Genomic DNA, 20043 nt, shown 5'->3' with positions numbered 1-20043 from the left:
AAACCTCTCTTAACGTTCACCAAAGGCAGTGGTTATGTTGGTAAATACCGGTTTCCATAAGTATTGAAATACCGTTTTATCACCCGTCACAATATCTACCTCACCTGTCATCCCAGGAATAAGCCCAAAGCGCTCGGGATCATCGTTAAAATAGGGTTTTTCTATGCTAATTTTTACCTTGTAGAAAACGCCCCCCTTTTCATCGGTATCAGTAGAAGGAGAAATCCTTTGCACAATCCCATCTAATGCCCCATATCGGCTGTAATCAAAGGCGTCTATTTTCACCCTTGCAGGTTGTCCTTCGGTAACAAAACCAATATCACGTGGAGATAGTTTGGCTTCGATTAGCGCTTCCTTGGTAGTGGGAACAATTACTGCGACAGTTCCGCCTGGTGCAATTACGCTGCCTGAGGAGGTAGTCGGAATAGATTGCACAATCCCATCGACCGGCGCCAAAACAGTAGTTTGAGAAACTTGTGAACCGGAAGACTTTAAGCGAGCCTCAATGCCTAACAACTCAGCTTGAGCCTCAGCCCGTTTTTCGCCTACTTGATTGAACAAAGCCGCATTTTTCTGATCTAGTTGCTTACTTAGGTTAGTTAGACTTTTACTTAAAACTTGTTCTTTACCCTCTAAAGATTTTAGCTCTCTTATGTAAGAGTCGAGCTTTTGTTGAGCTTCTAGTACCTGTAATTTAGAAACCACCTGAATGCCACCTGGTGATTTCATCATGTTGATCGTTTTACGCGACGCGGCAATTTGGTCGCTCAAGGCTGGCACCTCATTTTCAACCGCGGTTAATTCTGCTTTTGCTTTCGCCATCTCTGATTCAGTTAGTGCTGAGGTTGCCTCTAACTCATTATTCATTCTTTTTAGCGCTGATTGATGCTGCTGCACTAATTTAGGGTATTCACTTTCAAACGCGGAGAAATCAGCAGCGCGCTGTTCAACAAAGGCGTTATAGCGCTCTATGCGCAACTCTAAATTAGCTTGCTTACTCGATAGTTCTTCTTCTAAAGACTGGCTGTCGATAGCGACAAAATTAGCGAGAATATCTCCTTGCTTGACCACATCACCTTCTTCAACACTCACCGACGCCAATGTTCCACCAAGTTGGCTTTGGATCACTTGCCTATGTCCGAGCGGAACAACCTGTCCTTTTGCTTTAGCAATTTCTTCAACGGTAGTAAAAATTGACCACAACAGAATCCCCAATACTGAAACAGCGATAAACCAAGTAATGCGACGAATAAGTTTGCGTTCGGCTGGGGCTTCAATAGCATCAGTAAACTCATGCTCTGGCCAAACTCGCTTAGCCAATTGACGTTGTTCCATACTTACTGCTCCGTTTGGTTATTAGCTTGAGGTTGTTGCGAAGGAATAGGACCGACATAAACCGCAGCGCCCTTGTCTAAAATAATGACTTTATCTGCCAATTTTATTAATTCTTGGTCGTGACTAGAAAACACAATAGTAGCCTTACCTCGCAGGCCTTCTAGTGTGTTAATTAGCTGCTGCTTAGCAGCCGGGTTTCGATTTGCTAAAGGCTCATCAAGTAATAGGTAAGGAGAGCCTTTTAGCAATGCTCTCGCTAAGCTAATATAGCTTCCCTCTACCGCAGAAAGCATTGCGCCATCTCCGCTGGTTAATGGGGTATCAAGCTGCTTATTTAATGTATTAAACAACGCCTCCCCTCCAGCCGCATACAAGGCATCAATGAGTTGCTGGTCGCTAGCTTCAGTATTTGCAATACGTAGATTGTCAGCTAGAGAACCTGGGAATAAATCTGGCTCAGCCGGGCAATAAGCAGCCCAAGATCGCACTAGCTCCGGATCGTACTGGCGAATGTTTTTGTTGTTTATTGCTACATAACCGGCTTGAGGTTCAATTACCCCTAAAGCTGATAGCAACAATGAGGTTTTACCACAGCCATTAGGACCTATAACCGCCACCATATCTCCGGCGTCTATATCGGCATTCACAGCCGACAACGCGGGCTCCATGTCGGCACTGTAACGCAGGGTTAAATGCTGGAACGACAAACTGGGAGGGCGTGTCATATCCGGCACATCTAAACGCAGTTCGCTATTTTCGGTTTTAACCTGCATGAACCGGTCAAATTGCTCAGCGGCCCCCTTTAGCAAGGCGAACTTTTGGGTGGAGCTAAACGCTAGTTGCGCTGGGCCGGTAATTCGCCAAATCAGCATGACACAGGCAATCAACGCCCCAGCAGATATTGACTGGTTAAGCACCAAGAAAATGCCACAGAAAACAGTGACCAAGGCAGTGGATAGACTTAAAGCATGAGCAACGGCAGCCATTAGCCCATTGCGCGCCGCATAACGAAAGTTCTGCCGGCTATTCTCACGGCATAAACGGGCAAACTTAGTGGTCCAAGCATCGACTTGCCCGGCCGCTTTTAATTGGGTGAGATTTTTAGCCAACTCGTTAAGCGCATTTTGATACTCACCAGATATCGTAGGAGAAGCGCTTTGAATGTAGCTGCGCATTAGTCGCATAAGTAGGTAAAACACCAGTAACATCAGCAGTGGAACCAGCACCAACCAACCACTTAACAAAGTAATGGTCGCTAAGGCGATGAAGGTAAAAGGTAAATCGATTAAGCCACCTGCAGCAGGACCAGATAACACAGTGCGAACTTTTTCTGCATTACGCATACGCGCCACATGATTGGCAATGCCCACTCGCGATAACACCATTAACGGCATGTTCAGCAAACGGTGAAAGGTAAGTTCAGACAAATCTCTCGCCATGCGATTACTCGCTGAGGACATCACTCTTGCTCTAATCAAGCGAGATGCAACTAAAATGCTTAAGGCCAATGCCGCACCTAAAGCAATACTGGGCAATACCTCAGGTGTTTGACCGCCAATTACACGGTCATAAACTGCCATTGTAAATAGCGGCACGGCTAATCCCGTCAAGCTAGACAATAAACTGAGCCAAAATACCGGCCGATACCATTTACTTCGCTTGCTCACTTGCTCGGCAAAAGCTTTCGCAGAAGATCCCTGCTGAGGCAAGCGCTCAATCATAATTAGATGCGCGTCTTCACCGATAGTTGCGGGGTCACAGGCTTGCCACTGCTGCTCAAACTGTTCCAGTTGCTCACCATGGCGACGCAACAACTTAGGAGCATGATGATCAGATATCAGTACAAAAGGATGAGCCGCTTGAGAAACTAAGGAAGGCAAGTGACGATGCACCGAATAGGCAATATGGTGTTTTTTAAGCAGCCCCACAAAACCCATAACATCTAGCGAATCTATGCGCTGGTCTTGTTCTATATTGGTTGCTTGAGAGTACAAACCAAGTTGCTGCAACAAACTAATTAAGGTGGGTTTTAAATCAGGATTTTGCTGCTCCATGTTAAGCCCCCCTCTGTTGTTTTAACAGCTTGACTAAGCCATCTTCTGCAATTTGCAGTTGTATGTCGCAATGGGCTTTTACTTCGTCAAAATGCGAAGCGATCATCACCGTCATGTCATCGCCTTGCTTACTTAGCAAGGTCAGTAAACGCTGCTGAGCATCAGCATCTAGAGACAACATAGGCTCGTCTAGCAGCAATATCGACGGTTGCTGCGCTAACGCGCGTACCAGAGCGATAAGCTTAATCGCTCCCTTGTTAAGCATTTGGTTACCACTGTCTCCAACGCGGGTTTGATAACCGGCTGGTAACAAGGAAATGGCAGCACTCAAACCCAACTCTTCTGCTAACACCATGGCATTGGCTTCTAATTCAGGCCGAAACAGGGTCATGTTTTCCATCAAACTGCCGGCAAACAAGGTGGGCCAAGGCGCTAGATACACCACGGATTGGCGATACTCATTTGCGTCATGCTGGCCAAGTTCAACACCCGCAATATTAATGCTGCCTTGTTGCAACTGATGAAAGCCAGCCAGCGTACTTAATACCAAACTGGCATGGCTAAGAGGATTAGATTGCACTACCACCATGCTGCCAGCGGGCAGGCTAAAACTCGCGTTTTCAATACAGGCCACCGAAGTTTTAGCACTTAGATGGCTGTATTCAATGGGCCCTGCTGGTAACTTTTGCTGATAGCAATATTCGGCGCTAAAGCGCTCTCCCTCTAAACTTGTCAACTGCTTTACTTGTTGCATCGCAGACTTAGCGGTAACCATTCGAGAGCGCAGACTAATAATGGCGCTTAAAGGAGCAACCGCTCGACCCGCTAATATAGAACAAGCCGCTAAGCCACCAGTGGTTAACTGTCCATCTAACACCATTAAACACCCCAACAATACCAATACTAAGGTAGTTCCCTGAGAGGCGCCTTGAATAAACTCTTGCAGCTTGGCTGATAACCAATCAACCCGCTGTTGTTGTTGCAAACGCTTATAGTTAATTTTTCGGTAATTTGCGGCAATGCCACTTTCTAGAGCTAAGGCTTTAGTGGTGGTTAGCCCAGACAATACGTTAATCAACAATCGTGAACGTTCAGCCTCGCTAAGCGCTAAATCTTTAGTGGCTTCGGCTAGCTGCTTGCCAAGCAGCAATACAAGTAAGCTAATTAACCCCCATACGGCAATCGGAATAAAAACTAAGGGCCCACCAATGTAAGCCACTAAAGCTAAGAAAATAACAACAAATGGGAAATCAATCAGGGCTAAGGCCGCTTGACCAGAATATAGGTCTCGCATACCTGCTATTGAACTTAAGCCATTAAATACCCCGCCCCTGCCAAGTTTCGCGATAGGTTCGAAACTGCTGGCGAGTAGCGCGTTCACCGCATCAATAGTGGTATGCAACTCAAAGTTAGCGGCTGCAGAAGCCAATAACCAACTACGTATATATCGCAACACTAGCTCTAGTAAAATAGCCACCGCTACACCGAGCATAAGAACCGTAGCCGTGCCGTAGCCTTGGTTAGGTAATATGCGGTCGTAAATCTGCAACATGGCAAAAGGCAAAGCGAGCGAGAGTAAGTTTATAAATGTAGAAGAGAGCAATACATCGATTGCTGACCGGTTTCGAAACAATAAGCTTAACGCATACCTCATTTAGCTGGCTTCCTTTCTCAATAAACACTGCGATGAGTTATTGATAAGCCTAGCAAATAATCGAAGTTTTTCTTTTTTGGTGAGTTTTTATTTAAGCCTGCGAATAAGCCCCAACATATTCATTAACAAAATTGACACAAATACAAAACTAATTCACTATCGGTGAGCGTTAATCTAGCTCATGATTTCAGCATTGCTGTATATGTTGTCATTTAAATCTATTTATTACTTTTTAAACAAACAGATATGAATGAATCAGCCAACTTAGCTCAAGTGCTGGCACTACCCAGCCACTCTCATCACCATAGCCATCAGTATTTTCAGGTGGTGATTGGCTTGCAAGGGCAAACCGAGTTTGACATTCAAGGTCAAGCTAATTTGGTTGGGCCAGGTCAAGGTTGCTTAGTGCCCGCCTCTGCAGATCATGCTTTTACCGGGGTAGGCAGAAATCAAATCTTGGTTATTAATTTGGCCGATACACAACATGCTAGTTTGCAGACCAAAATCGAGCAGTTGTTCGACCATCAATCCTACTTCAAGCTAGCCAACCAGTCGCAAGTTCTCGTCAATGCACTTTGTCAGGAAATGCTAACTAAGCCGCAAGACACCATGCTAGCCGAGGCCTGCGCCAATACCCTGTTGTGTGTACTGCAAAATCACTTAGCTCAAAGCAAACAACACCAAGCTAAGGTCACCCGCCTACAAATGGAGCATATCGACCGCTACATCCAACAACACTTGCAGCAAAAAATCACCGTGGCGCAACTTGCTGGTTGCGTGTTTTTAGCCGAAAGCCAATTTCATTTATTGTTTCGCCAGCAAACCGGATTAACCCCACACCAATACTTGCTACGCAAACGCTTTAACGCGGCTAAACAGCTTTTAGCTACACCGCAATTAAGCATTGAACAAATATCGCATCGTTGTGGTTTTGCTAGCCAAAGTAGCTTTACCAGTGCATTTAGCACTTTTTATGGCATCACACCGGCTCGCTACCGCAAACAAGCCAGCTAAAGCTAAAACATCTTCTTCGCCTTCGCTCGCCCCGCCTAGGCTGACTACACTATAAATAAGCAACGTGAATAACCTGAGCTCGGGATAATAAACCGATTTCTAAGGGCTATTTTTACTTATTTCGGTGTTGAAGCCATTTGCAATAAGATAACTATTGGCGCGCAGCTTCACTTAGAACTAAGCAAAACTATCTCGCCAGAAACATGAAGCTAGATTAAGTACTAGGTAGGAGAGTTATTGTAACTCCCTTATCCCAAGTTCAGGTTAAATAGATTGTTAAACGCTTGCTTCGCTTTTTGTTCATCAACAGAGAATTTCGAAAAAAACGCGGAGTTTTTCGAAATACGCGACGCCCAAAGCGCTCTACAATCGGCCTCTAAATAACAAAGCCGTAACATCCTCTGTCCCCTCGCAGAGGATGGCAACACGAGGACCCAGCATGCACAACACTATGCAACTCGATGCTAAGGCCATGACCCAAGCTTCGTTTATTGAGCAGCCTTTAACCAAGGTTTGGCAATACATTTCGCCGCTTTACGCTGTAAACGAATCAAGCTGGTTAAGCCAACTTATCCCACTCGCTAAACCTAGCCCAAGTGAGCTAACCCAAACTACGGTGTTGGCCACTCAACTAATCGAGCGGGTTCGCGCCGACAAAAATGCCGTGCAAATGATCGACGCCCTGCTGCTTGAATACAGCCTAGATACCCGCGAAGGAATTCTGCTGATGTGCTTGGCAGAAGCGCTAATGCGAATTCCCGATAGCGCCACCGCAGACGCACTAATTCGTGACAAAATGAGCGTGGCAGATTGGAAGTCTCACCTTAAAAACTCAGACTCACTGTTTGTAAATGCGTCTACCTGGGGCTTAATGCTAACCGGCAAAGTAGTGAGTTTAGATACCCCGCAAGATGGCCAAGCCAGCAAGGTGCTCAACAAGCTAGTAAACAAATTCTCCGAGCCGGTGATCCGCCAAGCCATGCATCAAGCCATGAAAATAATGGGGCATCAGTTTGTATTAGGCCGCAATATTCAAGAGGCCTTAAACAATGGCGAGCCTTTGCAACAACAAGGCTTTGCTTATTCTTTTGATATGCTGGGCGAATCGGCCCTTACCCGCCAAGATGCTCAAAAGTATTTTAACGACTATCACCAAGCTATTAGCGTTGTGGCTAAGCAGCGTTCAAGTACTAGTGAAGCTCACCCTGCAGCCTCGGTATCAATCAAGCTCTCGGCTTTACATCCTCGCTACGAAGCGGCTAACCACGAAAAGGTACTGCAAGAGCTGTTTGATACGGTTTTGGCATTGCTAAAACATGCCCGAGCGCAAGATGTTGCCATTACCATTGATGCCGAAGAAGCCGACCGCCTAGAAATATCCTTAAAGCTATTTGCCAAGCTCTACCAGCACCGAGCTGTTAAAGGCTGGGGCAAATTTGGTTTAGTGGTGCAGGCCTACTCGAAACGGGCATTAGCGGTAATTGCTTGGTTAGCTACACTGGCCAAGCAGCAAGGCGATGTCATTCCAATGCGCTTAGTAAAAGGCGCCTATTGGGATAGCGAGTTAAAGTTGTCTCAACAACATGGCCACCACGGCTACCCGGTATTTACACGCAAAGAAGCCACCGACGTGAGCTATTTGGCCTGTGCGCGCTTATTACTTAGCGAACATATTCGTGGGCTTATTTACCCGCAGTTTGCCAGCCATAACGCGCAAACTATTGCAGCGGTGTCGGCGATGGCGACTCACCAAGACTTTGAGTTTCAGCGCTTACACGGCATGGGCGATGCGCTATATAGCCATGCCAAACAACTGCTAAATAGCGAAGTACGCATTTACGCCCCAGTGGGCAGCCATAAAGATTTGCTGCCTTATTTAGTGCGGCGTTTATTAGAAAATGGCGCTAATAGCTCGTTTGTTCATCGCTTAGTAGATGCCCGTTGTCCGGTCACTGATTTAACCGTGCATCCGGTAGATTTATTGCAATCACGCAGCTGCTTACATAACCCCAAAATAGCCCTGCCGCCACAATTGTTTGGTGAACAAAGACAAAACTCCCAAGGTATCGCCACCGACATAGAAAGTGAATGGCAGCCCTTTGAACAAAAAGTCAGCCAGTTTTTGGGCAATCACCAATGGCAAGCCAGCTCAATTATTGAAGGGCAAACTCAAAGTGGCGAACACCATCTTATAACAGCGCCTTACCAGCGAACTCAACAGGTTGGAGAAGTAAAGTGGGCCAATGCAGAACAAGCCTTGCAGGCAATTAATGTAGCAGAACAAGGCTGCCAACTATGGCAACAAACACCAGTAAGCCAACGTGCCAACTACTTGCTGCACTTAGCCGATAAGCTAGAACAAAACATGCCAGAGTTAGTGGCCTTGTGCCATCGCGAAGCGGGCAAAACAGTATTAGATAGCATTGACGAAATTCGCGAAGCAGTAGATTTTTTACGCTACTACCCACAGCAAGCCATTCAAAACCTTAGCTCGCCTATACAGCAACGCTCGTTTCGGGGCGAAGCACAGCAAGTAAGTTACCAAGGGCGCGGCGTATTTGTGTGTATTAGCCCGTGGAATTTCCCCTTAGCCATTTTTATCGGCCAAGTATCTGCCGCCTTGGTTGCCGGCAATTGTGTCATCGCCAAGCCTGCCGAGCAAACCAGCCTTATTGCTGCTCGCTGTATCGAATTACTACTAGAAACAGGAATACCTAAGCAGGTTATCCAACTCATACTGGGCAATGGCGCGCTGCTAGGGCAAACCTTATGCAGCGATAAACGTATCGCAGGTGTTGCATTCACCGGCTCAACGCCAACTGCGCAAGCTATAAACAAACAGCTGGCTAAACGCGATGCCTTGCCAGTGCCGTTTATTGCCGAAACCGGCGGCCAAAACGCCATGATAGTAGACAGCACCGCCCTGCCCGAGCAAGTAGTAAGAGATGTACTACGCTCAGCCTTTGCCTCGGCTGGCCAGCGCTGCTCGGCGCTGCGGGTACTATTTATTCAAGAAGATATTGCCGAACGCGTCTATTCGCTGATTGCTGGTGCTACGCAAGAACTGGCCATTGGTAATCCAGAAAAACTAAGTACCGATGTAGGCCCGGTGATCGACCCACAAGCTCAAACAAAACTGCAGGCTCATATTAGCTGGTTAGAAAAGAACGCTCAGCTCATTTACCAAGTAGCGCTTCCAGAAGATTGCAGCAAAGGCAGCTTTGTTGCGCCGTGCGCTTATCAAATCGAAGACATTGCTCAATTAACACAAGAACACTTTGGCCCTATTTTGCATGTGATTAAATATCAATCAAATCAACTTGATAGGGTGATCGATCAAATAAATCAAAGTGGATTTGGTTTAACCTTGGGCGTGCATAGTCGTAATGAAAGTACCTATCGGCATATCGAGCAGCGTGCTCGAGTGGGTAATTGCTACGTAAATCGAGATCAAGTAGGTGCCGTTGTAGGGGTACAGCCTTTTGGTGGTCAGGGTCTATCAGGCACTGGTCCTAAAGCGGGTGGCCCGCACTATTTGTACCGTTTTGCTAAGGCGAACATAAGCACCACCCTTGCCCAGCAGGAGCACTAATATGACCACGACTAACAAAGTATTAAAACAAAGTCTTGCAGTGCAAGATGCTTGGCAGCAACAAACAGTGGCTCAACGTAGTGAGTTACTACTCGCTTGGGCACAACTGCTTGGCCAACGAGACCAAAGCTACAACGAATGTGCAGCAATGATCCGTTTTCAATGCCAACAAGCCCTAGCGCTTATTGCTAACGAGCATGAGCTACAAGGGCCTACGGGCGAAAGCAACCAGCTATATACCGCTGGCCGTGGCTGTTTTTTGTTGGTGGCCGATGAAACAGCCAGCAACGAAGCCCTAGTAGGTTTAATGGCCGCAGCGTTAGTGGCTGGTAACACCGTTATTTGTTGTGCAGCAAATAGCCCGATAGACGAAATGCTGAGCGACCTACTGCGTGCAGGCTGCCCGGATAGAGTGTCACAGCCCTTGGCTTATAGCTTGGGGCCGGAGATTGCACAAAACAGCTTGGTTGCGGGCATTGCATTAGCAGGCACTAAGCAAAATTGCATCCACTACAACCAGTTGGCAGCAGAGCGAGATGGCCAACTTGCGCAGTTCGTATATGAAACCGATATGCGCAACCTTAGCCAACTCAGTGAACCAACACTTTGTTTGCGCTTTATTACCGAGCGCACACGAACCATAAACATTACCGCCGTTGGTGGTAACGCCAGCTTGCTTGAGCTAGGCAGCGGCGAATAAACCTAAGGGCCTGGTTAGCCATTAGCAGCGACAACCCAAATAAACCAACATGCTGAACTCAGCAATAAAAGGAAAAAGGAATGATTGAAAATAGCTTTGCTATCAGTGCTACATTTATAGCCTATCTAATCGTTATGCTATCAATTGGCATTTACGCCTATAAACGCACCGCCAACTCAGAAGATTACTTCTTAGGTGGTCGCTCATTAGGCCCATGGCCAGCAGCCTTATCGGCTGGCGCCTCAGACATGAGTGGCTGGTTGCTGCTTGGCTTACCGGGTTACGCTTATGCTGCGGGTATCGAAGCCTTCTGGTTAGCTGGCGGCTTGCTTGTAGGCACCTGGTTAAACTGGCTGATTTGTGCCAAACGCCTGCGCACCTACTCTATTGTGGTGAACAACGCGCTAACCATTCCTGAGTTTTTTGCGCGCCGTTTTGAAGATAAATCTAAATTACTGCAATCAATCTCTGCCTTCTTTATCTTGCTGTTTTTCTTGTTCTACACCAGCTCTGGCTTAGTGGCTGGCGGCAAACTGTTTGAAACAGTATTTGGCTTAGACTACACCACAGCAGTTATTGTCGGCACCATTTGTGTGGTGTCTTATACCTTGTTTGGTGGCTTTTTAGCAGTATCGTGGACCGACTTAGTGCAAGGTTTATTGATGGCCGCGGCCTTAATGATCGTGCCAATTGCCGCAATGGAAGGCTCCTTTGGCGACCTAAGCCAAGCCCTCACCCTTAAAAACCCAGAACTACTAAACCTTTGGACCGACGTAAAAGGCGAGCCTTTATCGGCCATTGCCATTATCTCGCTAGTGGCTTGGGGTTTAGGTTACTTTGGTCAGCCACATATTTTGGCGCGTTTTCAGGCTACCCGCAGCAACAAAGACATCGGCACCGCTCGCCGTATCGCAGTAACTTGGACAGCTCTTTCTATGGCTGGCGCGCTGCTCATTGGTGTAGTGGGTATTGTGTATGTAGATTCTCACCTAGGTGGCAATATTAAAGATGGCGAAACCATCTTTATGCTGTTGGTAAATGCCATTTTCCACCCAGTAATTGCCGGCATACTATTAGCAGCTATTTTGGCCGCGATTATGAGTACTGCCGACTCACAACTGTTAGTATCGTCGTCTGCCTTAGCCGAAGACTTCTACAAACAAGTCTTTCGCCCGCAAGCCAGCCAACAAGAGATTGTTAAGGTTGGCCGTATCGCCGTAGTCGCATTGTCGATAGTGGCTTTAATGCTGGCCATGAACCCAGAAAGCTCGGTACTAGGCTTGGTGTCTTACGCATGGGCAGGATTTGGCGCAGCCTTTGGCCCTGCACTACTACTTAGCTTGTTCTGGAAAGACATGAACCGCAACGGCGCACTAGCCGGCGTAGTGTTAGGCGGCGTAACCGTAGTAGTGTGGAAACAATTAAGTGGCGGCTTGTTCGACATTTATGAAATTGTTCCCGGCTTCCTCTTCGCCAGCATTGCCATTATTGCAGTGAGCAAAGCCACAGGTGGCGCAACACCAGCAATTCATAGCATTCACGCTAAATACGAAAAACAGCTGGTAGAATTAGACTAAGCCGATAACCACAAGGCAGTTAAATACAGCTAAACAAAAAGCCGTTTATCCAAGGGTAAACGGCTTTTTTACTTAGCGACTTAAAGCCTGTTTACAACACAAATAACACTTCGCCTCTCTCACTAGACAGGTAAAAAAGAATCGCAAATACTGCCACCGCAGCCCCCACTATTCTTGCACGAGTGCCTTCTAACAAGGCAGACTTAGAAGAAACGAACTCCATTCGAGAGCCAGATTGCCCATTAGTAAGACCAAACTCGAACCGAGTTTTTCCCGTATAGATAGCGTGTACTCCCATTAGGAACAACACTCCACAGATGATCAAATCTATAGTCACTTCCATGTACTAACCTTTTTATACAACTACGACCGAAAGTACTAACAAGCCAATGTTCGTATTTGTCTACAAGTAGGAACAGTGCATAACGAAACTGTTGCTTGAAATTATCTCTTCACGCTTTAGTTAGCCGATTCAGCTGCCGTTTAAGAGTGAAGATATTATAACCACCCCAAATCATGATTAATCCACCAATAACCAACAGGGAGGTTACCACTGTCGCATCATTAAGAAGAGGGTGAAAAGCATTTCCCCCTGCCCCAAATTTTCCATATAGACCTAAGCCAAACATAATCGGACCAGGTGATTCTATCCAAGTCACTCTAGTGACCTTCTTTTCGAGTACTGCTATTTTTTCGCTGTTATTCATTTTCCTTCCTTGGAGCTATGCTGTTACTTTTGACACTTGTAGAAGCTGGTTTAAACACCTCGCCTTGTTTGAATGAAGTGTCTACTGAATCGGACCAACTAAACTGTTCGATTTGGTTGACCCGTTATCTACTACCCCTCTTACTCGAACGCTTCAAAGCCACTAGTAGTTTCAGTTAGTACTTCCTCATAGTGAGCAATCATAGGCATAACCAGTGGTTCAATTTGTTAATTCCATACAGCTCGGTTATAACGCCTAAATCAGGTGCGCCGTAGGCGTCACCTGGATTTACTTGTTAGAGCCTTGTTGTGCAGTGAATCGATGGTTTCTTTTGCTTTGGACATGGACATATCGGGGTACCTAGAGACAAGAAACTCTAACGCTGATTCTGCACAGGTTGTATTTACGCAAAACGCATTGGTCTTTGCACCTTGAGATATCAGATAAGCAGCATTCTGATGCTGCTCAGTTAGAATAGCGAAATGTAAAGGACTCCAGCCTTCATTTGTGAGCGCGTTAACATCTGAACCTGACTCAATCATTGAACGAATAATGATAATATCTGACCTTCCAGAGGCTATATGGAGAGGTGTTGCATTTGTTCTTGTTCTGGTTTTAACAGTCTCACGATTGATAAGTTTTAATGCATATTTTTGCTTGTTCCACTGCAATGCTAGGAGTAGCTTCTCGCCTTTACTTACCTTCATTTTTTGTATCTGAGGTGAGAAGTCTATAACCTGATCCTTACTGATATCCCCGCTACCTAGAATTAAATGATTATTTTTTATTTGGTGTGGTGGAATAAAGATATCATAAGCTTCTCGATCGGATTTATTAATTATTCGGCCATCTAAACCATAAGATGCGTCAGAACATCCATCAAGAAACTCACTGTCTTTTTCTTTAAAGTTAAGCGCGCACCCAAAACCTGAACCGACTCCCAGCATAACTAGAATATCTTCTCTGACTGACCGCAGTGGCCTTTGATCCAAATATTTAGTTGAGTGATATAGTACGGATGCTTTTTTGCTGCTATTAGAGAATGCATACTGCTTTGATGCTAGGAATAGCTTATAAGGATTTCCATTCGCATTTTTCGCTATCAGTTTTTCTATCTGATCTGGTGTTCTCTTATAGACAACTATAGGGAGCCCATACCAGTAATGGATAATATACTCCCCTGGGCCTATTTCCTCTAAAGACATATCTTCTGGAAATGCTTTTAGAGATAAACTGAATAATAAAAATGCAATTATATACTTCATTGTTGATGATTTACTTTGGCTCTAACAGTTTATCAAGAGGAAAACTCCCTTGTTTAAACAAGGAATTTTTCCTCCTATCACACATTTTATGAAACTAAGTTATCACCTTTCCGCAATCACATCAGCCACCTTGCTCGAAAAGTAACAAAAACATCAGCATAAAAAGATGCAAGCCCTTGCAAAAAGAAGGAACTGAATAACAGGGCTCTGAGTCACTTAAGTCTCAAGCGCTTATAACTACCCACCCGCCTTAGTCTTTCAACTCAACCCCACACATTTTGTACTACTTATAAAGAGAGATATTTGAGTAAGCTTGCAACTAAGCATGAACGAAGCTTTCATCTAAAGGCTTAATAACCCGCGCTTAATCACCAAATCTTTATATGTATTATTAAAACATATTAATGCTATCACTTTTTATTGATAACTATTGAGTAAAATGTCGCTTATTGCTTTACCCGCTTACCATTAACAAACAGTGAAAAGGAGATCCCATGTACTTTAAGAAGTACCTGCCAGTTGTTCTTGGCTTAATAGTTGTTGGATGTAATAGCAGTAGCGACTCCCCTGCCACACCGCTAGACCCAACAGAACCCGTGGACCCGCCGGTAATTGTTGATCCACCAGTTGACCCAGATCCCACCCCAAACGAGCCTAACTTTGGCCTACCAGAAGGTGTGCTAACTGTTGCTAGCGTAAACTGTACTCAGGTGTTTTCTTCCACTTCGGCCTTAGCAGATGCAGCTTCTAAAGAAATGGACGCAGGTACCACGCTTTGTTTAGCCGACGGTGAATACAGTGGCGATTTTCAACTTAGTTTTGGTGGCAATGGCACCTTGGAGCAGCCTATTAAAGTAGCTGCCGAAAATCCTGGCAAGGCCATCTTAAAAGGCGGTGACGTAGCGATAAACATGGGCGGCAGTTATGCCCAGTTGCAAGGGCTAATTTTTGATGGCGTGGAATACGGAAGCAACTTAATTGCTACCCGTTTTGGTACCAACGATTTATGCCACAATTGCCGAATTAGTGAAATTGCGATTATTGATGCCAAAGCACAAGACGACTACGGTATTTTGGTACATATATACGGCAAAGATGTATGGCTAGACCATAGCGTAATTAGCGGTAAAACCGTGCAAAACCCGATGATTTCTTTTAACCGCTGGGTAGATGATAGCTGGGATGAAGCCACTAAACTGGCCGAACTTGCTCAAGGCATTGTAGTGTATAACAACTACATTGCTAATCGCCCGCCCGCCAACAACAAAATGTATGCGGGAAGCAGCGACAACGATTATGAAGCTATTCGCACCGGTTTAAGCTTTACCCACCATTACCCTGGTAATTCATTTATTGTGCGAAATGTATTTGAGCGGATCCAAGGTGAAGCCGAGGTTATCTCTAACAAAGGTTCCAATAACGTTATTGCTTACAATACCATTCGCAATAGTTATGGCTCGTTAACCAACCGCCACGGCAATAGCAACAAAATTGAACACAACTTTATTTTAAGTGAAGACTACCCACTAGCTGGCGGCATTCGTATTGCCGACGACGGCCACTCGGTAGTGAATAACTACATCGAAGGCGCACGCTACCAAAATACTAGCCACCACGGCGGCATAGTATTATTGGGATACGACGGCGCGGGCGATGGTGATAACGGCTACCAACAAGTAGAGAATGTGCACGTAGCTAACAACACCATTGTTGATAGCGTAAACAGCTTAAATATTGACGGCGGCGGCAAACCGCAGCAGCCTAAAACGGTTTATTTGGCCAATAACCTTATCGATAAAGCCATTGGGCCGGTGATTACCCAAGCTGAGCGCGGCATGCTGCCTGATTCAACCGTGGTAGGAAACATCTTCCACGGGCAGGCCTTTTCTGATGACGACGCGGTGCCGTTAGGCACTGCCGGCATCGAGTTTTACTCGGCAAACTTACAAAAAGGGACAGATGAACTATATCGCCCTTCGGATAGCTCGCCTAACTTAGATGCAGTAAGTGACTACAACAAAGGAGATTTTGCTGACGTTAATTTAGATATGGATGGGCAAACCCGCACCGAGCCAAGCAGCGTTGGCGCAGATCAACCGCTAACAAGCAGCGTTAGTTTAAAAGCGCTGAGTTTTGCTGATGTAGGGCCAAGCAGTTATCAAATCAGCAAGCCTCAAGCCACCATGTTAGAAGCAGAGATTATTAATCCTGCCTTTGACGATGAGCTAAACGCTTGGACTAACAACGGTGCTCAGATCGCCGAGGCGAGTGAATCGTTCTCGAGAAGTGCTAGCGCCCAACTTAGTGGCAGTAGCAGCTTAAGCCAAACGATTCAGTTAAAGGCTAATACTCCATACGCTCTATCGGCTTTTGTAAAAGGCAGTTATCAGCTGGCCTTGGGTGACATAGCAAAGCAAGCAGGCGTAGTTACCGGCGATGACTATAAATGGGTAAGCAGCGAGTTTAACTCTGGCGATGCTACCGAAGCGCTACTGACTTTAAGCCTGCCCGACGCAGTAACCACCGATACCGATTTGGTAGATGGAAACTTAGGTGAATTTCGCAGCAATAGTGGCTCGAGTGATGCTTGGGTACAACACGAAGATAGTGGTGCCGGTTTAGGCGATGTTGGTAGCTCTGGCGACAGCGCATTTAGTGACAGCGGCTCTACTAGTAGTGGTTCGGCGCGGATCCGCTTCAAAAACTCGGCCAGCAATCATGATTTTACTGCCACCCCAGGTTTAAGCCAAACCGTTGCTAATATTCCACTAAACACCGAGTTAGAGTACTCGCTGTATTACTGTGACAACAAAGGTGATAGCTCTTTAAGTACCTTACATTACGGTGCAAAAGACAGCACTGGTGCAATAATCGCCCAAGCCTTTGCCCACGTGAAAGACTTAAGCAACGCACCACAAGGCAGCGTTAAAAGCTGTTTTAAACAAGTAACGTTAAGCTTTAACTCTTCTGCACATAGTAGCGTAGAGGTATTTGCTTATATGCAAATTGACACTGCAAGCTACAACGACGCTGCAATTTATGCGCATGAGCAATTTACTGACGACGAATTAGAAGTGCGGATAGATGAGTTTAAACTTAGCTATTCAGCAGCGCCAGATGCTGCTAGCGAAGCTTTTTTTGATGACATTCGATTAATGAGTCGCGAAGACTAACTGCAAAATAAAACAAAAAAGCAGCACCTAGGTGCTGCTTTTTCTATTTTAGCTACGCCTATTGGCAAGTATAACCTGATACAACGTTACCGTTTTTGTCGTAGTACTGCGGCGCATTGCCGGTGCCGTTAAACGAGCTTTGGTTGTAACGAATATTGCTGTTAGTACCGCGCGCTGTGCTGGTACTTAAACCACAAGGCACGTTGTAAAAAGACGCCGTTACTTGGTAAGGGTTACGCGTTGTAAACTGCGAGGCATTGTTGTCTTCAACTACTAAGTTAGAGAAGCCAAAGGCTAAAATGGTATTCTCGCCAGTTCCTTTAAAGATGTTTCTAACCAAAGTTATGTTGCTGCTAGCTTGAGCATGGTTTAACGGGGCGTGGTGATCTTGAAAGGCCAATACGTTAATACCCGTAGCAAAGTTGCCTGAAGCACCCACGGTAATAGTATTGCTATCTACCACAATATCGCGGCTGTTATGTTCAACATTGATGCCTGCTGTGAAGTTGTTCTCGATATCGTCAGACGAGTTAATATCATCTTCTGTTGTACTCACTGTGTTACCCGCAACAGTTACGTTAGCCACAGTAGCCAAAGCAATGCCAAACTCATTAGCTCCCTCTACAGTGTTTGAGTTAACTTGCGAACCATTGGCAAACACGACCGGTTTATCACTAAACTGAGCACGGGCTGCTGCATCAAAAAACGGAATATTGGTAAAGCTTGGCGGCACGTAAACCCCGTCGTTGCCCGCATCTACAGAGATCCCTAAACGCACTCGATTACCACGAATACGGTTATTTGAAATGTTTAGTGTTCCGCCGTTAAGCACTACGTTGTTGGCACTTACATTCCACACGTTGTATACCCGGCCAACATCTCGTAGTAGTTCGACACTGCGATTCACTTTAATAAAGTCATTGTTCGTAATTGACAAATTACGTGGAATTAAACCTGAAGACGCCACACCAACAGCGGTATTTTCAAAGGTATTGTTTTCGATGGTGATGTTAGCAATTTGCTGGTAAGCGTCTTCGTAAGGAATGTTAATTAAGCGCGCATTTGAGTGGTCGTTCCCTGCTTCACTGGCCACTTGGGTATTAGTGTTTTGGCCTTTCTCATCAATTAGCAGCAAATTACGAATAGTCACATTCGAGCTTTGAATATTAAACAAGGGTTGAAAACCGTCGTCAGAAGTACGAATGATACGGCTTACGCGAAACCCAGCTGCACCTTGAATAGTTACCGGAGTTTGAATATCAATTTGCTGGTCGGTAAATATGCTGCCTTGAATGGTAATCACATCTACGCCGGTGCCGTTGTTGGCTGCATCTTGCAAACGTGCACTTAACTGGCTGGCATTGCTGGCAGTAAAGTTAGCGGCATTTGCGCCGCTAGCCAAAGCAACGGTTGCTAGAACCGCAATGGCCGAAGGCTTTAACAAAGCCACTAATGATGATGAAACCTTCCTTGAAGCTTGGTGGCGCTTTAACATGAACTGCATCTCCTTGAGTTAAATTCAAGGCAAAGCTAACACCACACATCAACAAATAAAACACAATTGGATTACCAATTTGATCTTTTGTTAACCTGTCTACATAAATTTTTATTTGTCTATTGCATTAAAAAATATGAGACAAAGATCACTACAAAAATCTAAAAACAATGCCAAGAAAAGCCTTTCATTGGCGATTAAGGCTGCATTAAGCCAGCTTTAAAACAATAACACTTTACATTTTTAAGAGGTAATACCAGAGGAGCAACCTTAGCAGTCGACAAAATATTCAAACATATCGATTTAAGAAAAGCCGAATATTTAACAATTAAACAAGAAATTGGTTAACCGCGAGGATATTTCTAGCGCTGGCAACTTTTATGACGATACATTAACTGGTCAGCTTGCTCTAAAGCGCTGTCGATAGAAGGATATTGAGTAAAGTCTACTTCCAACAAACCGTAACTAAAACATAGAGGGTAAGCGAGCTTATGCTGCTTGGCAGCTGCACTAAGATCGCTGGTAAAACGTTGTAGTATTTCGGTTGCATCCGCTTCGTTGGTATCGGTAAACATCACTACAAACTCATCTCCGCCCATGCGGGCAAACAGATCAGACTCTCGAAATGAAACACGCATTTGCTCGGCAAATAAACGCAAGGCATTGTCACCTTCAGCATGACCATATTGATCATTAATGGGTTTAAACTGGTCTAAATCCATATAGGCAATAGTAAGTGGGATAACTTGCCTGCGGCACATGGCGAACGAGTAATTTGCTAGCTTCATAAAGCCACGACGATTAGAAATACTGGTTAATTCATCGGTAATCGCCATTTGCAGTGCAGCCAGTTCTTGCTCCACCATTACCGCTAAATCATCCAGTGCAATTAGGTCATCTTTAGTTAGGCTTTTTGGCTTAGTATCGATAATGCATAAGGTGCCTATCTTCTCTCCATCTGGAGTAGTAAGTGGGTGGCCGGCATAAAAGCGAATATGCGGGTAGCCAGTTACCAGTGGGTTATCTGCAAAGCGCGGATCTGCCAATGCATCTTCAATTTGAAAGGTATCGTCACCCAAAATAGCGTGACCGCAAAAAGAGATGTCACGAGGCGTTTCACTGGCATCAACACCAAAACATGATTTAAACCATTGGCGGTTTTCATCAATCAAACTCACTAAAGCAATTGGCACATCAAATAGCCGTTTGGCCATTCGTGTAATCCGATCAAAGCGCTCTTCTGGCATCGTATCCAAAATATCGAGATCTTTTAACGCTTTAAGGCGACTTGCTTCGCCAATAGGTGTACTTGGTGCTTGCATAGCTAACTTCTAGTAGGGCAAAAAGTAAACTATAAGTTGATAAATCAACGCCATAGAAACTTTGTTGCCGTTAACAAATGTTCAAATTTAGTATCTATGGCAATACCGTAAATGGCAAGTTTATAAATAACAAATGTATCTTTATTCGATAACAA

13 protein-coding genes are annotated in these 20043 nt (G+C 45.2%); 5 read left to right on the top strand and 8 right to left on the bottom strand.

All coding sequences use genetic code 11. The features are described 5' to 3' along the window. Window positions 1-9: 9 nt before the first annotated feature. The 3 genes from K5609_RS07280 to K5609_RS07270 are packed head-to-tail and all read right to left on the bottom strand — an operon-like array spanning window position 10 to window position 5043. The gene (locus K5609_RS07280) at window positions 10-1335 is read right to left on the bottom strand and encodes an HlyD family type I secretion periplasmic adaptor subunit (RefSeq protein WP_221076594.1); all 1326 of its coding nucleotides are present in this window, start codon (window positions 1333-1335) and stop codon (window positions 10-12) included. 2 nt (window positions 1336-1337) lie between these two features. Then, window positions 1338-3389 carry a peptidase domain-containing ABC transporter gene (locus K5609_RS07275; protein ID WP_221076593.1) on the bottom strand — a complete coding sequence of 684 codons (2052 nt, stop codon included), beginning with the start codon at window positions 3387-3389 and terminating at the stop codon, window positions 1338-1340. A 1-nt stretch (window position 3390) separates the two neighbouring features. Further along, a complete protein-coding gene (locus K5609_RS07270) occupies window positions 3391-5043 on the bottom strand; it encodes an ABC transporter transmembrane domain-containing protein (protein ID WP_221076592.1) in 1653 nt (550 codons plus the stop codon). Window positions 5044-5289: 246 nt separating this feature from the next. On the opposite strand from K5609_RS07270, the gene K5609_RS07265 reads away from it, so the two are divergent. The 4 genes from K5609_RS07265 (at window position 5290) to putP (ending at window position 11926) form a co-directional block, all read left to right on the top strand. Further along, window positions 5290-6057, top strand: coding sequence for a helix-turn-helix domain-containing protein (locus K5609_RS07265; RefSeq protein WP_152779400.1), 768 nt, complete (start codon window positions 5290-5292; stop codon window positions 6055-6057). 439 nt (window positions 6058-6496) lie between these two features. Next, window positions 6497-9649, top strand: coding sequence for a bifunctional proline dehydrogenase/L-glutamate gamma-semialdehyde dehydrogenase PutA (putA, locus tag K5609_RS07260; RefSeq protein WP_221076591.1), 3153 nt, complete (start codon window positions 6497-6499; stop codon window positions 9647-9649). Between the two features lies 1 nt (window position 9650). Then, entirely contained in the window at window positions 9651-10349 is a 699-nt protein-coding gene (locus K5609_RS07255) for a hypothetical protein (protein ID WP_221076590.1), read from the top strand. Window positions 10350-10429: 80 nt separating this feature from the next. Further along, complete coding sequence (gene putP / locus K5609_RS07250; protein ID WP_221076589.1) at window positions 10430-11926, top strand: sodium/proline symporter PutP; 1497 nt, start codon at window positions 10430-10432, stop codon at window positions 11924-11926. 91 nt (window positions 11927-12017) lie between these two features. Here the strand turns inward: putP and K5609_RS07245 are convergent, their stop codons facing one another. The 3 genes from K5609_RS07245 to K5609_RS07235 form a co-directional block, all read right to left on the bottom strand. Then, window positions 12018-12269: a hypothetical protein gene (locus K5609_RS07245; protein ID WP_221076588.1), complete on the bottom strand. Its 252-nt coding sequence runs from the start codon at window positions 12267-12269 to the stop codon at window positions 12018-12020. A 109-nt stretch (window positions 12270-12378) separates the two neighbouring features. Next, window positions 12379-12633 (bottom strand): hypothetical protein, encoded by a 255-nt coding sequence (locus K5609_RS07240; protein WP_221076587.1) that lies wholly within the window; start codon window positions 12631-12633, stop codon window positions 12379-12381. 278 nt (window positions 12634-12911) lie between these two features. Continuing rightward, complete coding sequence (locus K5609_RS07235; protein ID WP_221076586.1) at window positions 12912-13898, bottom strand: ankyrin repeat domain-containing protein; 987 nt, start codon at window positions 13896-13898, stop codon at window positions 12912-12914. Between the two features lie 494 nt (window positions 13899-14392). Between K5609_RS07235 and K5609_RS07230 the strand changes: the two genes are divergently transcribed. Continuing rightward, window positions 14393-17071 (top strand): polysaccharide lyase 6 family protein, encoded by a 2679-nt coding sequence (locus tag K5609_RS07230; protein WP_221076585.1) that lies wholly within the window; start codon window positions 14393-14395, stop codon window positions 17069-17071. Between the two features lie 58 nt (window positions 17072-17129). Here K5609_RS07230 and K5609_RS07225 read toward each other — a convergent pair whose 3' ends face one another. Together K5609_RS07225 and K5609_RS07220 are read right to left on the bottom strand one after the other, a co-directional pair. Beyond that, on the bottom strand, window positions 17130-18566 hold the full coding sequence (locus K5609_RS07225; RefSeq protein WP_221076584.1) for a right-handed parallel beta-helix repeat-containing protein: 1437 nt from the start codon (window positions 18564-18566) through the stop codon (window positions 17130-17132). Window positions 18567-18928: 362 nt separating this feature from the next. Next, window positions 18929-19888, bottom strand: a complete 960-nt coding sequence (locus K5609_RS07220; protein WP_221076583.1) for a sensor domain-containing diguanylate cyclase — start codon at window positions 19886-19888, stop codon at window positions 18929-18931. Window positions 19889-20043: the final 155 nt, after the last annotated feature.

Source organism: Agarivorans aestuarii (genome assembly GCF_019670125.1).
GTDB lineage: Bacteria > Pseudomonadota > Gammaproteobacteria > Enterobacterales > Celerinatantimonadaceae > Agarivorans > Agarivorans aestuarii.
Note: the sequence above shows the minus strand (reverse complement) of the source record. Positions and strands in the feature narration are given on the sequence as shown.

What these genes read in the sequence shown, in the direction of transcription:
- K5609_RS07280 (WP_221076594.1), bottom strand. Translation starts at nt 1,335, where the DNA reads ATGGAACAACGTCAATTGGCTAAGCGAGTTTGGCCAGAGCATGAGTTT.
- K5609_RS07275 (WP_221076593.1), bottom strand. Translation starts at nt 3,389, where the DNA reads ATGGAGCAGCAAAATCCTGATTTAAAACCCACCTTAATTAGTTTGTTG.
- K5609_RS07270 (WP_221076592.1), bottom strand. Translation starts at nt 5,043, where the DNA reads ATGAGGTATGCGTTAAGCTTATTGTTTCGAAACCGGTCAGCAATCGAT.
- K5609_RS07265 (WP_152779400.1), top strand. Translation starts at nt 5,290, where the DNA reads ATGAATGAATCAGCCAACTTAGCTCAAGTGCTGGCACTACCCAGCCAC.
- putA (WP_221076591.1), top strand. Translation starts at nt 6,497, where the DNA reads ATGCACAACACTATGCAACTCGATGCTAAGGCCATGACCCAAGCTTCG.
- K5609_RS07255 (WP_221076590.1), top strand. Translation starts at nt 9,651, where the DNA reads ATGACCACGACTAACAAAGTATTAAAACAAAGTCTTGCAGTGCAAGAT.
- putP (WP_221076589.1), top strand. Translation starts at nt 10,430, where the DNA reads ATGATTGAAAATAGCTTTGCTATCAGTGCTACATTTATAGCCTATCTA.
- K5609_RS07245 (WP_221076588.1), bottom strand. Translation starts at nt 12,269, where the DNA reads ATGGAAGTGACTATAGATTTGATCATCTGTGGAGTGTTGTTCCTAATG.
- K5609_RS07240 (WP_221076587.1), bottom strand. Translation starts at nt 12,633, where the DNA reads ATGAATAACAGCGAAAAAATAGCAGTACTCGAAAAGAAGGTCACTAGA.
- K5609_RS07235 (WP_221076586.1), bottom strand. Translation starts at nt 13,898, where the DNA reads ATGAAGTATATAATTGCATTTTTATTATTCAGTTTATCTCTAAAAGCA.
- K5609_RS07230 (WP_221076585.1), top strand. Translation starts at nt 14,393, where the DNA reads ATGTACTTTAAGAAGTACCTGCCAGTTGTTCTTGGCTTAATAGTTGTT.
- K5609_RS07225 (WP_221076584.1), bottom strand. Translation starts at nt 18,566, where the DNA reads ATGTTAAAGCGCCACCAAGCTTCAAGGAAGGTTTCATCATCATTAGTG.
- K5609_RS07220 (WP_221076583.1), bottom strand. Translation starts at nt 19,888, where the DNA reads ATGCAAGCACCAAGTACACCTATTGGCGAAGCAAGTCGCCTTAAAGCG.